At 71.0% G+C, this 14,510-nt stretch carries 13 protein-coding genes; 9 read left to right on the top strand and 4 right to left on the bottom strand.

Annotated features, from left to right (window positions below; all coding sequences use genetic code 11):
• On the top strand, positions 1-277 hold a 277-nt coding region (locus ACO1X9_RS05445; protein WP_486349813.1), incomplete at its 5' end, for a ribonucleotide-diphosphate reductase subunit beta.
• Positions 278-487: 210 nt separating this feature from the next.
• Here ACO1X9_RS05445 and ACO1X9_RS05440 read toward each other — a convergent pair.
• On the bottom strand, positions 488-901 hold the full coding sequence (locus ACO1X9_RS05440; RefSeq protein ID WP_486349812.1) for a nitroreductase/quinone reductase family protein: 414 nt from the start codon (positions 899-901) through the stop codon (positions 488-490).
• A gap of 108 nt (positions 902-1,009) precedes the next feature.
• Between ACO1X9_RS05440 and ACO1X9_RS05435 the strand changes: the two genes are divergently transcribed.
• The 6 genes from ACO1X9_RS05435 to ACO1X9_RS05410 are packed head-to-tail and all read left to right on the top strand — an operon-like array spanning position 1,010 to position 7,643.
• Positions 1,010-2,503 (top strand): APC family permease, encoded by a 1,494-nt coding sequence (locus tag ACO1X9_RS05435; protein ID WP_486349811.1) that lies wholly within the window; start codon positions 1,010-1,012, stop codon positions 2,501-2,503.
• Positions 2,500-3,246, top strand: coding sequence for a gamma-glutamyl-gamma-aminobutyrate hydrolase family protein (locus ACO1X9_RS05430; RefSeq protein ID WP_486349810.1), 747 nt, complete (start codon positions 2,500-2,502; stop codon positions 3,244-3,246). Before ACO1X9_RS05435 ends, ACO1X9_RS05430 begins: the two co-directional genes overlap by 4 nt.
• Positions 3,243-4,013, top strand: coding sequence for an SDR family NAD(P)-dependent oxidoreductase (locus ACO1X9_RS05425; protein ID WP_486349809.1), 771 nt, complete (start codon positions 3,243-3,245; stop codon positions 4,011-4,013). Before ACO1X9_RS05430 ends, ACO1X9_RS05425 begins: the two co-directional genes overlap by 4 nt.
• A 28-nt stretch (positions 4,014-4,041) precedes the next feature.
• Positions 4,042-5,421 carry a glutamine synthetase family protein gene (locus ACO1X9_RS05420; RefSeq protein WP_486349808.1) on the top strand — a complete coding sequence of 460 codons (1,380 nt, stop codon included), beginning with the start codon at positions 4,042-4,044 and terminating at the stop codon, positions 5,419-5,421.
• Between the two features lies 1 nt (position 5,422).
• Complete coding sequence (locus tag ACO1X9_RS05415) at positions 5,423-6,880, top strand: aldehyde dehydrogenase family protein (protein WP_486349807.1); 1,458 nt, start codon at positions 5,423-5,425, stop codon at positions 6,878-6,880.
• Between the two features lie 19 nt (positions 6,881-6,899).
• A complete protein-coding gene (locus ACO1X9_RS05410; RefSeq protein WP_486349806.1) occupies positions 6,900-7,643 on the top strand; it encodes a FadR/GntR family transcriptional regulator in 744 nt (247 codons plus the stop codon).
• Between the two features lie 70 nt (positions 7,644-7,713).
• Here the strand turns inward: ACO1X9_RS05410 and hrpA are convergent, their stop codons facing one another.
• The 3 genes from hrpA to ACO1X9_RS05395 form a co-directional block, all read right to left on the bottom strand.
• Positions 7,714-11,430 carry an ATP-dependent RNA helicase HrpA gene (hrpA, locus tag ACO1X9_RS05405; RefSeq protein WP_486349805.1) on the bottom strand — a complete coding sequence of 1,239 codons (3,717 nt, stop codon included), beginning with the start codon at positions 11,428-11,430 and terminating at the stop codon, positions 7,714-7,716.
• Between the two features lie 130 nt (positions 11,431-11,560).
• A complete protein-coding gene (locus ACO1X9_RS05400) occupies positions 11,561-12,544 on the bottom strand; it encodes an SRPBCC domain-containing protein (RefSeq protein WP_486349804.1) in 984 nt (327 codons plus the stop codon).
• Positions 12,545-12,570: 26 nt separating this feature from the next.
• Positions 12,571-12,912, bottom strand: coding sequence for an ArsR/SmtB family transcription factor (locus ACO1X9_RS05395; protein ID WP_486349803.1), 342 nt, complete (start codon positions 12,910-12,912; stop codon positions 12,571-12,573).
• 58 nt (positions 12,913-12,970) lie between these two features.
• On the opposite strand from ACO1X9_RS05395, the gene ACO1X9_RS05390 reads away from it, so the two are divergent.
• Positions 12,971-13,807: a sulfurtransferase gene (locus tag ACO1X9_RS05390; protein ID WP_486349802.1), complete on the top strand. Its 837-nt coding sequence runs from the start codon at positions 12,971-12,973 to the stop codon at positions 13,805-13,807.
• A gap of 23 nt (positions 13,808-13,830) precedes the next feature.
• The coding region (locus ACO1X9_RS05385) for an aldo/keto reductase (protein WP_486349801.1) at positions 13,831-14,510 on the top strand (680 nt) is incomplete at its 3' end.

Raw genomic sequence — 14,510 nt, 5'->3', positions numbered from 1 at the left:
GATCATCGACGCCGTCGAGATGGAGGAGCAGTACAACCGCGACCTCCTGCCCAACGGCATCCTGGGTCTCAACGCCAACTACATCAACCAGTACGTGAAGTACCTCGCCGACCGCCGGCTCGAAGAGCTCGGCTTCGAGCCCGAGTACAACGTCACGAACCCGGCCAAGTGGATGGCGACCGCCAACGACACCCTGCAGCTCGTCAACTTCTTCGAGTCGACGAACACGTCCTACGAGTCGAACGCCTCGGCGTCGACGGGCGCGAAGCGGGACTGATCCCGCCTCGGCACCCCGAGCCCCGTCTGCCTCGTGCGGGCGGGGCTTCGGCGTGGGCGGAGAGTCTCTCGGGGGGACGGGTTTTGTCGAGTTAGTTGCACAATGTCGCGTCCTCCGGCGACGTTCTGCAACTGGATCGCGGTGACCCGTCACCCAGTTGCACACTGCGCCGGGAGGACGCGACATTGTGCAACTAACTCGACAAAACCCTCACCGACGTGAGAGCCGCACGACGGGGATGACCCGCCCTGCGCGCTCCTCGTACTGCGCGAAGGCGGGGGAGCGGTCGAGGAATCGCGCCCACGCGGCATCCCTCGCCTCACCTTCGAGCGACGTCGCGCGCACGGGCACGGTGTCGATGCCGCCGCGCTGATCGGGAGACTCGATCACGGCGTCAGGGTGCGCCACGAGGTTGTGGAACCACGCCGGGTGCTCCGGAGCGCCGCCCTTGGAGGCCGCGATGAGCCACGCGTCGCCGTCGCGCAGCGCGAGGACCGGGTGGATGCGCTCCTCCCCGCTCTTCGCGCCCGTCGAGTGCACCAGCACGAGGTCGGTGCCGAAGCCGCGACTCACCGCCCCGCCGTTCGAGCGGAACTCGTCGATGATCGCGTCGTTGAAGCTCACACGGAGGAGAGCGCCGCGACGTCGTGCGATATTCCGAAGCTTCGCACTGTTGCGGTATTGGCCTATTGGCCTAGGGTGTAGACCAATCCCACCCGAAAGGACAGGTCCATGACCCGCACGTCAGAGTCGACTGCGACTCCTGGTCTCACCGGAAAGCTCGGCGCGGCATCCGTCACCTTCATGGTGATCGCCGCCGCCGCCCCTCTCACCGTCGTCGGCGGCATCATGCCGATCGGCTTCCTCATCGGCAACGGCGCGGGCTTCCCCGTGATGTTCGTCGTCGCCACCGTCATCCTGCTGCTGTTCTCGGTCGGACTCGTCGCCATGAGTCGCCACGTGCCCGCAGCCGGCGCGTTCTTCACCTACATCAGCCACGGCCTCGGCCGGGTCACCGGCTCGGGAGCCGCCTACCTCGCGCTCGTCTGCTACACGACGGTGCAGTGCGCGGTGTTCTCCTACCTCGGGCTCTCGATCAGCACCGACCTCGTCACGCTCGGCGGGCCCGACATCCCCTGGTGGGTCTTCACGCTCATCATGATCGCGATCGTTGGCGTGCTCGGCTACCGCCACATCGAGCTCTCGTCGCGCGTGCTCGTGGTCGCGCTCCTCGCCGAGCTCGCGATCGTGCTCGTGCTCACCGCTGCCGTCGTCATCCGAGGCGGGGCGGAAGGTCTCACCGTCGAGCTGTTCCTCATCGAGCGCGTGCTCTCCGGGGCGCCCGCCCTCGGCCTGATGTTCGCCATCGCCTCGTTCATCGGCTTCGAGTCGACCGTCGTCTACCGCAGCGAGGTGCGGGACCCCGACCGCACGATCGCCCGCGCCACCTACGGCTCGGCAATCGTCATCGGCCTGTTCTACCTGATCGCCGGCTGGACCCTCGTGAACGGCATCGGCATCGGTGCGCTCGTCGAGTTCTCCGCCGAGGACCCGTCGTCGGTGCTCGCGCGCGTCACCGCGCAATACCTCGGCCCCATCGGCGCGATCGTCATCGCGGTGCTGTTCCTCGGCTCGATGTTCGCGGCCGTGCTGTCGCTGCACAACGTGCTCGCCCGCTACCAGTACTCGATCGGCAAGATCGGGATGCTGCCGCGTCGCCTCGGCTCGGTGCATCCGAAGCACGGCTCGCCGCACGTCGCATCGCTCGTGCAGGTGATCACGGCCGCAGCCTTCACGGCGTTCGTCGTGCTCAGCGGCATGGGACCGGTGAACGCCTTCGCGTGGTTCGCCGGGGTGGCCACGCTGGCGATCGTCGTGCTCATGGCGGCCACCTGCCTCGCGGTCATCGTGTTCTTCGCCCGGACGAAGCGCGAGACCAACGTGCTGCGCACGGTCGTCGCGCCCGGGCTCGGCTTCCTCGGGCTCGCGGTCTCGGCGGTGCTCATCGCGCTCAACTTCCCGCTGCTCGTGGGAGACGTCGACGCCGCAGGGTCGCCGACCTGGGGCGTGCTCAGCAGCGTGCTGCTCGCCGTCGTGCTCGTCGGCCCGGTATTCGGCGTCTCGCAGGCCCTCGTGCTCCGGTCGCGGGGCTCGAAGGTCTACGACGACATCGTCGAGGTCAGCGCGGACGACCCGGCCGCCGCGGCGGAGACGACCGCTCGATGACGGCGCACGCCCCCCTCGTCGCGATCACGGGCCGGCGTCGACCGGCGTCCATGATGGGCGCCCCGGAAGGATTCGCCGACGCGCCGCTCGACGTCTACTTCGCGGAGTACGCCACCTCGATCGCGCGCGCCGGGGGCGTGCCCGTCTACCTCCCCCTCGACGTCGATGTGGCCGCGGTGCTGCCGCGCGTCGACGCCCTCGTGCTCGCCGGGGGAGAGGACGTCGACCCGGCTCGGTACGGCGCTGCGCCGGTCCCCGAGACCGGGCCGACGTCGGCGCTGCGCGACGACGTCGAGCTCGCGCTCGTCGACGCCGCGCACGCCGCGCGGATGCCCGTGCTCGGGATCTGTCGCGGGCATCAGCTCATCAATGTGGCGTTCGGCGGAACGCTCGTGCAGCACCTCTCCGGCGAGCGGGGTGCCGCGCACCTTCCGCTCACGGCGGCGCGCGCGGCGCGCACCCACGAGGTGACGATCGAGTCCGACTCGGTGGCGGGCACACTGCTGGGCACGCGGCTCGCCGTGAACTCATTCCACCACCAGGCCGTCGATCGGCCCGGGGACGGCCTCCGGGTCGTCGCGCGCGCCGACGACGACACCGTCGAGGCGATCGAGCACCACGGCGGACTGATCCTCGGGGTGCAGTGGCATCCCGAGACCTTCGACGGCGACCCGCTCTTCGCGTGGATCGTCGAGCAGGCGGCCGCACGCGTCGCCCAGAGCACCCGAGGAGGGACCCGATGACCGCACGGCACGAAGGGAAGGTCGGTTTCATCACCGGTGGCGGCTCCGGCATCGGACGTGAGACCGCGCTGCGGCTCGCGAGCGAGGGAGCACGGATGCTCGTGAGCGACGTCGACCTCGCGGCCGCGGAGGCGACGGTCGGCCTCATCTCTGACGCGGGCGGCGAGGCCGTCGCGGCGAAGGTCGATGTGCGGGACCGCGTGCAGATCGACGCGGCGGCCGAGCTGGCCGTCGAGCGCTTCGGCGCCCTCCACCTGCTCGTGAACAACGCCGGCGTCGTCACGTCCCACTCGTTCGACACGCTCACCGAGGAGGCCTGGGACTTCGTCGTCGACGTCAACCTCAAAGGCCAGTTCCTCGTGGCGCAGTCGCTCGCGCCGCACATCGCCGCGTCGGGCGGCGGCGCGATCGTCAACCTCTCCACCGTCGAGGCCCTCGTCGTCGTCACGAGCGGCACCACCGCGCAGCCGCACTACAACGCGAGCAAGGGCGGGGTGCCGATGCTCACCAAGGCTCTCGCCGTCGAGTTGTCCGACCGCAACATCCGCGTCAACTGCGTCGCGCCGGGGCCGATCGCGACCAACTTCTTCGACTACGAGGGCATCACGAGCCCCGAGGCGATGCAGTTCCTCGGGCAGCGTCTGCTCGTGAAGCGCGTCGGTCAGCCGGCCGACATCGCCTCGGCGGTCTCCTGGCTGCTCTCCGACGAGGCGAGCTGGATCGACGGCATCCAGCTGCCGGTCGATGGCGGTTGGCTCACGCGCTGATACTCGGATGACGAACAAAGGAGCACCGATGACCCACCGCGAGGGTTTCCTCACCGTCGAGGAACTTCAGGATGCCGGCATCACCACGGTCGTGATCGTCTCACCCGACCTGCAGGGCCGGCTCGTCGGCCGCCGGGTGCCCGTGGAGATCTTCGTCGGTATCGCCGATCACGGCGTCGAGATCTGCACGTGCGCGTGGGCGTGGGATGTCGACCAGTCGTTCGACCTCATCGACGCCGGGGTGCTGCGGCTGTGCAGCATGCACAACGGCGCTCCCGATGTGCTGCTGCGGCCCGACCTCTCGTCGCTGCGTCGCGCCGCCTGGCTCGACGGTGTCGCGATCGTGTTCGGCGACCCCGAAGACATCGTCACGGGGGAGCCGATGTCCATCTCGCCGCGCGTCATCCTCCGGCGCGTGCTCGCCTCGCTCGCCGAGCGCGGACTCACGCCGCAGGTCGGCACGGAGCTCGAGTTCTACCTGTTCGAGAACGAGCCGCGCGCGCTGCGCAAGTCGCGGTTCCGCGACGAGCTCGAGCCGACGACGCTCTACCCGAGCGACTTCATGATCCAGGAGGGCAACGCCTACGAGCCGTTCTTCCAGAGATTGCGCGCCGACTTGAAGGCGAGCGGCATCCTCATGGAAGCCGCCCAGTCCGAGTGGGGCACCGGCCAGTGGGAGATGACGTTCGTCTACGGCGAGGCGCTCGAGATGGCCGACCGCCACGCGCTGTACAAGATGGCGGTGCGCGACTCCGCGACCCGCGCCGGGATGAGCGCGACCTTCATGGCGCGCCCGCTCGCCGACCAGGCCGGATCGTCGTGCCACGTGCACTGCTCGTTCCTCGATGCCGACGGGTCGGCCGCGCTGTGGTCGGACGACGGCGAGCACCACTTCAGCGACCTCCTGCGACCCGCGGTGGCCGGGGTGCTCGAGCACATCCCGTCGCTCATGCTCTGGTACGCGCCGACGATCAACTCCTACGTGCGCACCAACTCGCAGGATGTCGCCGGCTTCGGCCGCACGTGGGGCATCGCGAACCGCTCGTGCTCGGTGCGCGTCGTCGGACACACCCCCTCGTCGCTGCGGTTCGAATTCCGGGTGCCCGGCGCCGACGTGAACCCGTACCTCACCCTCGCGGGTCTCCTCGCCTCGGTCGAGGACGGCATCGCGCGTGAACTCACCCCGCCCCCCATGACGGTCGGCAACGCCTACGAGGGGGATGCGGGGGTCGTCGTCCCGGCGACGCTCGCCGAGGCGGCGGTCGCGTTCGACGGCTCGGAGTTCGTGCGGGGCCTGCTCGGCTCCGACGACACCGACCACTTCCGGATCCTCGCCGAGCACGAGTGGAAGGTCGCGCAGGCCGCGGTCACCGACTGGCAGCTGCGGCGCTACTTCGATCGGATCTGACGTGCGCGTTCCTCTGCCCACCCCGCCCGAGACCCGCACCTGGATCGGGGGAGAGGCTGAGCCGAGTCGCGGTCCGGCGGGCGAGCCCCTCGCCGACCCGAACACCGGGGAGGTTCTCGGCTACGGCACGACGTCGTCGACCGAGCAGCTCGAGGCCGCGATCGCCGCAGCCGCCGACGCGCATACGCGCGGTGAGTGGCTCGGCCTCGGCGTCGACGGCCGCGCCGAGATTCTCGAGCGCTTCGCCGCCGAGCTCGACGAGATCGCCGAGCAGGCGGCGGTGCTCGACGCCGTGAACTCCGGTGTGCCGATCGCCGTGACGCGGCTGTTCGGCGGCAGCAACGGCGGAACCGTCCGGGCTGCGATCGGGCACGCGCGCGAGCTGGGTGACGCGCGTGCGGTGGCCGCCGACGGGCGCGATGTGCGCATCCATCGCATCCCCTTCGGGCCGATCGCGCTCATCACCCCCTGGAACGCGCCGAGCGCGATGGTCGTCAAGAAGCTCGCGTACGCGCTCGCCGCGGGGGCGACTGCCGTCGTGAAGCCCTCGCCGGCGGCGCCGTGGAGCGCCCAGCTCGTGCTCGACGCGGCGCAGCGAGCCGGCATCCCGCGTGGCGTCGTCTCGCTCGTCGAAGGCGGTGGCACGATCGGTGCGGCCCTCGTCGGCGACCCCCGCATCCGTGCCGTCTCGATGACCGGATCGACCCCGACCGGTCGCGCCATCGCCGCGGCGGCCGCGCCGAACCTCACGCGACTCCACCTCGAGCTCGGCTCGAACAACCCGGCGATCGTGCGGGCGGACGCCGACGTCGTCGCGACCGCCGACAGCCTCGCGACGGGATTCCTCAAACTCTCGGGTCAGTGGTGCGAGGCCCCGCGGCGGGTGTACGTCGCCCGGGCGCGTGCCGGAGAGCTGGAGGAGGCGCTCGTCGAACGTCTCGCCGCGGTGCGTGTCGGCTCGAGCCTCGACGCGTCGACCGAGGTCGGTCCCGTCGCGTTCGAAGCGCGGCGCACCGAGCTGCTCGCGCAGCGCGACGCCCTCGCAGCCTCCGGAGGCCGGGTCGTGACGGTCGGGGAGGTGCCGTCGAACGGCTGGTTCGTCGCCCCGACCCTCGTGGTCGGCGAGGGGCTCGAGCCGGGTGGCGAGCTCTTCGGTCCGATTCTCACGGTGGTGCCGGTCGACTCCGACTCCGAGGCGCTCGCGCGGGCCAACGCCGGACAGGTGGGTCTGGCGGGCTACGTGTACTCCGCGGATGCCGGCGCCGCCCGAGCGCTCGGGGTGCGGCTCGAGGCGGGCGAGGTGAAGGTCAACTCGTCGAGCGTGCTCGACATGTCGGCCGACTCGGCGCAGGCGTTCTTCGGCGCCGCGGGGATCGGCGGGCACGGCGACGCGGGCCTTCTTCGCTTCCCGACAGGCGCCCGGATCGTCGGCGAGGATCCCGAAGGCCTTCCCGTCTGAGCACTAGGGTGACCGCATCGTGGTGACGCAGATCGAGCCGATGGCGACGCGCGGCGTCGCGGGGTATCAGGCCGTCGTCGACCACCTGCGTCGCGAGTTCACCCTGGGTCGCATCCGGCCGGGCGAGCGGTTGCCCGCCGAACGTCAGCTCGCCGAGCGACTGGGTGTCGCGCGCGAGACTCTGCGGCAGGCCTACCGCGTGCTCGAAGGCGCCGGGCAGCTCGAGATCCGTCGGGGATCGCAGGGCGGCGCCGTCGTCCTCGAGACGCTCGGAGACAAGACGCTCCTGCTGTCGGAGATGCGGGCGCACGCGCACGACATCGTCGAGCTCATCGAGTTCCGCACGGTCGTCGAGGCGGCGGCGGCCGAACTCGCCGCCGTGCGGCGCACACCCGAGCAACTCGACGAGCTGGAGGCCGCGTCCCGGGAACTCGACGCCGCGGAGCTGCTCACCGACTTCCGGCACGCCGACACTCGGTTCCATCTCGCGGTGGCGTCGGCCGCCGGCAACACGCAACTCGAGATCGCGATCGAGGATGCCCGCGTCGCGATGTTCCAGCCGGTCGACGTGCTCGACTTCGATCTCGTGAAGGAGGCGAGCGTCGACGGGCACGCCGCCGTGCTCGACGCGATCCGCGCGGGCGATCCGCAGCGCGCTGCCGACGCGATGCGGGAGCACATCGGTGTCACGCGCGACCACCTCGACGAGCTCATGACCGGGTGGGGGATGCCCCGCCTCGGCGACACCGCACCGTCGAGTTAGTTGCAGATTGCAGTTGGAGGACGGAGCAATGTGCAACTAACCCGACAAAACCCTCACCCCGACTCCACCCTCAGCCCGAGAGCGCCTTCCGCACGCGTTGCACCGAGACGGGACCGGCGGCCCCGAGGTGCTGGGCGAAGAGGGAGAGCCGCAGCTCCTCGAGCATCCAGCGCACCTCGACGAGGCGGGGGTCGGTGTCGGGTGCGAGCGGGAGGGTGCCGCCGACCTGCTCGTAGAGGTCGATCGCCTGCTCGACCTCGGTCTGCCAGGCGCGGTCCCGTCCCGGGTTGTCGGGGAGCTTCGCGACGCGGTGCAGCAGCCCGGCGAGGTACACGGGCACCCGCCGCAGTCGGGTCGCGCCCGTGATCGCCACGAATCCGGGATGCACGAGGGCGTCGAGCTGCGACCGCGCGTCACCGAGGGGGCCGAGGAAGGCGAGCGACGAGGCGGCCGAGATCGCCCGATCGGCCTCGCGCGCCGCCGTGAGCACGCGCGCGGCCGTCGACACGGTCGCGAACATCCCGTCGACGAGTCCACCGGAGACGTCGGCGCGCAGTGTCTCGAACCCCGCGCGATCCCGCGGTGCGCGGCCGGACATCAGGTCGGTGATCGTCGCGAGCAGGGCGTCGTCGAGGAGCGCGTTCATCGACGGGTAGGGGCTCGCCGCGAGGGCGAGCTTCTCGGGCCCGGTGAGGTGATCGCGCACGTAGCCCGCCGGGCTCGGCAGCCCGAGCGCGAGCAGCCGGCGCACGCCGAGCGGATACGCGGTGCCCGCCTCCACCGACGTCGCGAAGACCCGCACCCCGACGCTTCTGCCCTCGTCGAGGAGCGCCGGGAAGCCGCGCACGCCGCCCGCCTCGACGACCTCGGGCAGGTCACCGTCCGGCCAGGCGGTGAGCCCGGTGCGCTCGAGCTCCTGCCCGGGACGCGCGACGACCGCCGCAACACGCTCGCGAGACTTCTCGGCGAACCGCAGCCGCAGGGCGGAGAGGTCTTTCGAGGTGCCCACGCGCTTCCCGCGCCCGTCGACCGCGGCGTAGGTCACCCGCAGGTTGGCGGGCACGCGGCCGAGCTCGAAGTCGGCCGGGTCGACCGGGGTGTGGTTCGCCGCGCGGATGGCACGGGCCAGTTCCGGGCGCAGCGGTGCGGAGACGTCGAGGGTCGGCAGCAGCCGTCGCGCCCAGTCGCCGGCGGGCACGACGTTCTTGCGGATCGCCTTCGGCAGCGCACGCAGAAGCGCCGTGACGAGTTCCTCGCGCATCCCGGGCACGAGCCACTCGAAGGGGGCAGCGTCGATCGACGCGAGGAGCTCGAGCGGCACCTCGACGGTCACGCCGTCGTCGTCGGCACCCGGCTCGAAGCGGTAGCTCAGCGCGAACCCGTGCAGCCGATCGGGGAACGCGTCGGGGTCGAGGGCGTCGTCCTCCTCGTCGAGCAGGTCGGCGCGCGTGAGCGTCAACAGGTCGGGCGTCTCGCGGCGGGCATCCTTCCACCAGCGTTCGAACGACCGCACGTCGCTGATCTGCCGCGGCACGCGCGCGTCGTAGAACTCCACGACGGCCTCGTCGTCCGACAGGATGTCCCGGCGCCGCGCGCGCTCCTCGAGCAGCCCGAGCTCGCGCCGCAACTCGCGGTTGGCGCGGTCGAAGTCGTAGAGCGCGTTGCCGCGCACCGGGTACGGCCAGTCGCCGTCGACGAGCGCGTGCCGCACGAAGAGCTCGCGCGCCTCGGCCGCGTCGACCCGGGCGAGCAGGATGCGGCGGCGCGCGACGATCGGCAGCCCGAACAGGGTCACCCGTTCCCAGGCGACCGCGGAGCCCTGCTTCTTCTCCCAGTGCGGCTCGGAGTACGAGCGCTTCGCGAGGTCGCCGGCGAGCTTCTCCGCCCACGCGGGATCGATCGCGGCCACGGTGCGCGCGAAGAGCCGCGAGGTCTCGACGAGCTCGGCGGCCATCACGAACTCCGGGTTCTTCTTCGCGAGCGCCGACCCGGGGAAGATCATGAACCGCTGCCCCCGCGCGCCCTGGTAGTCGCGCTTCTCCCGGTCGCGCATCCCGAGTCGCGACAGCAGCCCGGCGAGCAGCGAGCGATGGATGCCGTCGGCATCCGTCGACGCGTTGCCGGGCACGAGCCCGAGCGGCTTCGCCGACCGGATCAGCTGGCGGTAGAGGTCTTGCCACTCGCGGATGCGCAGGTAGTTGAGGTACTCCGTCTTGCACATGCGGCGGAACGCGCTGCTGCTGCGAGCGGACTGCTCCTTCTCGAGGTGGTTCCAGAGGTTGAGCAGCGTCACGAAGTCGCTCGTCGGATCGACGAACCGGGCGTGCAGCTGGTCGGCCTGAGGGCGCCTCTCGACGGGACGTTCGCGCGGGTCCTGGATGCTGAGCCCCGCGACGATGACGGCGACCTCGCGCACGACGCCCTGCCGCTTCGCCTCGACGAGCATGCGCCCGAACCGCACGTCGACCGGGAGCTGCGCGAGCATCCGCCCGATGTTCGACAGCCGAGCCCCCTCGAGCGCGCCGAGCTCCGCCAGCAGGTCGAGGCCGTCGCGCACGCCGCGCTTGTCGGGCGGCTGGAGGAACGGGAACGCCATGATGTCGCCGAGGCCGAGCGCCATCATCTGCAGGATGACCGCGGCGAGGTCGGTGCGCAGGATCTCGGGATCCGTGTACTCGGGCCGCCGCGCGAAGTCGTCCTCCGCGTAGAGGCGGATCGCGATTCCGTCGCTCGTGCGGCCCGCGCGGCCCGACCGTTGGTTCGCCGAGGCCTGCGAGATCGCCTCGATGGGCAGGCGCTGCACCTTCGCGCGCGGGCTGTACCGCGAGATGCGGGCCGTGCCGGCATCCACGACGTATTTGATGCCCGGCACCGTGAGGCTCGTCTCGGCGACGTTGGTCGCGAGCACGACACGGCGGCGGATGCCGGGGGCGCGCTTCGTGTCGAACACGCGGTGCTGTTCGGCGGCGGAGAGGCGGCCGTAGAGAGGCACGACCTCGGTCGCGGCCCGGCTCGCGAGTGCATCCTGGGCGTCTCGGATCTCGGCCTCGCCGGAGAGGAACACGAGCACGTCGCCGTCGGGTTCGCGGGCGAGTTCGTCGAGGGCGGCGGAGATGCCCTGGAGGTAGTCGAGGTCTTCGACCGGCTCACCGTCGTCGTCGTCCTCGAGACGCTCGGAGACGAGGGGCCGGTAGCGGATCTCGACGGGATAGGTGCGGCCGCTGACCTCGACGATCGGGGCCGGGGTGCCGTCCGCCGACGCGAAGTGCTGGGCGAACGACTGCGGGTCGATCGTCGCCGACGTGACGATCACCTTGAGGTCGGGGCGCCGGGGGAGCAGTTGCGCGAGATAGCCGAGCAGGAAGTCGATCGTGAGCGACCGCTCGTGCGCCTCGTCGATGATGATCGTGTCGTAGCGCTTGAGATCGCGGTCGCGCTGCAGCTCGGCGAGCAGGATGCCGTCGGTCATGAGCTTCACGCGGGTGTCGCGCCCGGCCCGGTCGTCGAAGCGCACCTGGTAGCCGACGACGCTGCCGAGCTCGACGTTCAGTTCGGAGGCGATCCGCTCGGCGACCGACCGCGCCGCGATGCGTCGGGGTTGCGTGTGCCCGATCTTCTCCCGCCCGAGCTCGAGGCAGATCTTCGGCAGCTGCGTCGTCTTGCCGGAGCCCGTCTCACCCGCGACGATCACGACCTGGTTCTCGGCGATGACGCGCGCGAGTTCGTCCCGGGCGGCGCTGACGGGCAGCTCCGGCGGGTAGGTGATCTTCAGGTCGAGGGCAGACATGAGCCTTTCAGCTTATGTCTTCGCGGGTTGAGGAGCGCCGCCCGCAGGGTGACGCGTCTCGAAACCGGGTACGTCGTGCGTGAGGTTTCGAGACGCGTCGCTGCGCGGCGCTCCTCAACCCGCGGGGGCGTCAGGAGACGGCGAGGAACTCCCGCTCGAGACGCGCGTAGGACGCCTCCATCCCGTCGGTCATGCCGGTGGCGAGGATCATGTCGCGCTGCTCGGCGCTCGCGTAGGTCACGATCAGCGTCATGAGCGTCACCCCGTCGGCCTCGTCGAAGGTGAGGTCGTTGACCGTTCCGGCGTAGTCGGTGCCCGACATCCGCTCGGTCGTCACCAGGCGACGCTCGGGCTCGATCACGAGGTTCTCACCCTCGAAGCCGAAGGCCTCGCCCGGCTCACCTTCGGCCGGAGCCCACGCGTTGCGATAGGACCCGCCGACTCTCGGGTCGTTCTCGCACACGGTCATGACCCAGCCGTCGGGGCCGAGCAGCCAGCGCTTCATGAGCTCGGGCTCGGTGTGCGCGCGCCACAGCAGGTGCCGCGGGGCGTCGAAGGCGCGGGTGATGCGCACGTGGGTGTCGTCCATGAGCTCGGTGCGGGTGCCCTTCCCGAGCGCGTACTCGCGCAGATCGGCGAGCACGGTGTCGAGCTGGCCGAACGCCTGCTCCATCCCCTCGGCCTGGCCCATCGCGATGACCTGCTCGAGCGCCTCGGCGGTCGGCGATGCCGAGGCCACGGTGACGCGGGAGCCGCTCCCCGTGCTCTCGAACGTGAGCGTCATCCGCCCCGTGGGAACGGAGTCGTCGACATTGCCCGCCGCATCGGCGAACGAGTCGCGTGCCACGATCCGGTGCGGCTCGTCGATCTCCTCGAAGTCCCAGCGGCCGAAGAACCGCTCGCCCTCCGGGCTCGTCATCCAGTAGTGCGCGAGGCCGCCGGGGCGGAGGTCGTAGGTGTCGAACGTCGCGGGATAGCCTGGCGGGCCCCAGAACCGCTCGAGCTTGCGCGGGTCGGCGAACGCACCCCAGAGGCGCTCGACCGGGACGGGGAAGTCGGCCACGAGCGTCATCGTGAGCGCTTCGGGGTCGGTGGTGACGGATGTCACGGGCATGGTGCTCTCCTTGTTCTTCGGTTCGGTCAGTCGTCGTCGGCGGCGAGGAGCGCGTCGAGGCGATCGATGCGTCCGCGCCACAGCTCGGCGTAGGCGTCGAGCAGGTCGCGCGCCCTCGCGAGGCGGTCGGGGTCGGCGCGCACGATGCGCGTGCGACCGCGGGTCTCCTTGGTCACGAGTCCTGCTCCTTCCAGCACGGCGACATGCTTCTGCACGGCCGCGAACGACATGGCGTAGTCGGCGGCCAACTCGCTGACCGACGCCTCGCCGGTGAGCGTGCGGCGCACGATGTCGCGCCGCGTGGCGTCGGCGAGGGCGTGGAAGATGCGGTCGACCTCGGAGTCGCTGAGTTCTGCTTGTACAACCATTTGGTTGTACGTTACGACGCGGCGAGGCGGATGTCAACAGCCCGCCTAGCCTGGAGCCATGACCGACTCTCCGCTCGTCTCCGCCGCCGAGCTGCACGACGTGCTCGGGCGGGTGCGCATCCTCGACGTGCGCTGGCGGCTCGACCAGCCGGACGGACGACCCGACTACCTCGGCGGGCACATCCCGGGGGCGGTCTACGTCGACCTCGACACCGAGCTCTCCGACCACGCGCGGCCCGCCACGGAGGGTCGGCACCCGCTGCCCTCCACCGCGGCGCTGCAGGCGGCTGCGCGCCGTTGGGGTGTGCGGCGCGGCGACATCGTCGTGGTCTACGACGACCTGGGCGGCCAATCCGCGGCGCGCGCGTGGTGGCTGCTGCGCGATGCGGGCGTGGACGTGCGTCTGCTCGACGGAGCGCTCGCCGCCTGGCGCGACGCGGGCTTCGATCTCGAGACCGGCGACGTCGAGCCGCGAGAGGGAGACGTGACGCTGCGCCGTGGACTCATGCCCACGCTCGACCTCGACGGTGCCGCGACGTTCGCCGACGTCGGCACGCTGCTCGACGCGCGCGCCGCCGAGCGCTACCGCGGCGACGTCGAGCCGATCGACCCCCGCGCCGGGCACATCCCGGGTGCGATCAGCGCGCCGACGGCCGGCAACCTCTCCGCCGACGGCCGGTTCCTGCCCCCGGATGCCCTCCGCACCCGATTCCGCGAACTCGGCGTCGAAGCGGGCGCGCCCGTCGCGGTGTACTGCGGGTCGGGCGTCACCGCCGCCCACGAGGTGCTCGCGCTCGAGCTCGCGGGTCTCGGCGCGGCGCTCTTCCCCGGGTCGTGGAGCGCGTGGGCGCCGCATCCCGAGCTCCCGATCGCGACGGGACCCAGCCCGCGCTGAGCCGTCGGTGGCAGGATCGTCGGGTGACTTCGATTCCCACGGTTCAGCTCAACGACGGCCACCACATCCCCCAGCTCGGCTTCGGTGTCTTCAAGGTCGACCCCGACGAGACCGAGCGCATCGTCACCGACGCCCTCGAGGCGGGCTACCGCCACATCGACACCGCGGCCGTCTACGGCAACGAGATCGGCGTCGGTGCCGCGATCGCGAAGTCGGGCATCCCGCGCGACGAGCTCTTCATCACGACGAAGCTCTGGAACTCCGACCAGGGTGCCGACACGGTGGGCGACGCGCTCGACCTGAGCCTCGAGAAGCTCGGGCTCGACCGCGTCGACCTCTACCTCATCCACTGGCCGCGCCCCGACCTCGACCGCTACCTCGAGTCGTGGCTCCGCATGGAGCAGCTGCGGGATGCCGGCAAGGCCACGAGCATCGGCGTCTCGAACTTCCACGTGCCGCACCTCGAGAAGCTCGCCGCGGGTTCCTCGACGGTGCCGGCCGTCAACCAGATCGAGCTGCACCCGACGTTCCAGCAGCGCGAGCTGCGGGCGTACGGCGCCGAGCACGGCATCGCGATCGAGGCGTGGGGTCCGCTCGGTCAGGGCAAGTACGACCTGTTCGGCCTGCAGCCGATCCAGGATGCCGCCGCGGCCCACGGCGTGAGCCCGGCGCAGGTCGTCATCCGCTGGCACCTGCAGAGCGG

The sequence above is a fragment of the Pseudolysinimonas sp. genome, from assembly GCF_057350545.1.
This window is presented reverse-complemented; position numbering and strand designations above follow the sequence as displayed.

What these genes read in the sequence shown, in the direction of transcription:
- ACO1X9_RS05435 (WP_486349811.1), top strand. Translation starts at nt 1,010, where the DNA reads ATGACCCGCACGTCAGAGTCGACTGCGACTCCTGGTCTCACCGGAAAG.
- ACO1X9_RS05420 (WP_486349808.1), top strand. Translation starts at nt 4,042, where the DNA reads ATGACCCACCGCGAGGGTTTCCTCACCGTCGAGGAACTTCAGGATGCC.
- ACO1X9_RS05430 (WP_486349810.1), top strand. Translation starts at nt 2,500, where the DNA reads ATGACGGCGCACGCCCCCCTCGTCGCGATCACGGGCCGGCGTCGACCG.
- ACO1X9_RS05395 (WP_486349803.1), bottom strand. Translation starts at nt 12,912, where the DNA reads ATGGTTGTACAAGCAGAACTCAGCGACTCCGAGGTCGACCGCATCTTC.
- ACO1X9_RS05400 (WP_486349804.1), bottom strand. Translation starts at nt 12,544, where the DNA reads ATGCCCGTGACATCCGTCACCACCGACCCCGAAGCGCTCACGATGACG.
- ACO1X9_RS05425 (WP_486349809.1), top strand. Translation starts at nt 3,243, where the DNA reads ATGACCGCACGGCACGAAGGGAAGGTCGGTTTCATCACCGGTGGCGGC.
- ACO1X9_RS05390 (WP_486349802.1), top strand. Translation starts at nt 12,971, where the DNA reads ATGACCGACTCTCCGCTCGTCTCCGCCGCCGAGCTGCACGACGTGCTC.
- hrpA (WP_486349805.1), bottom strand. Translation starts at nt 11,430, where the DNA reads ATGTCTGCCCTCGACCTGAAGATCACCTACCCGCCGGAGCTGCCCGTC.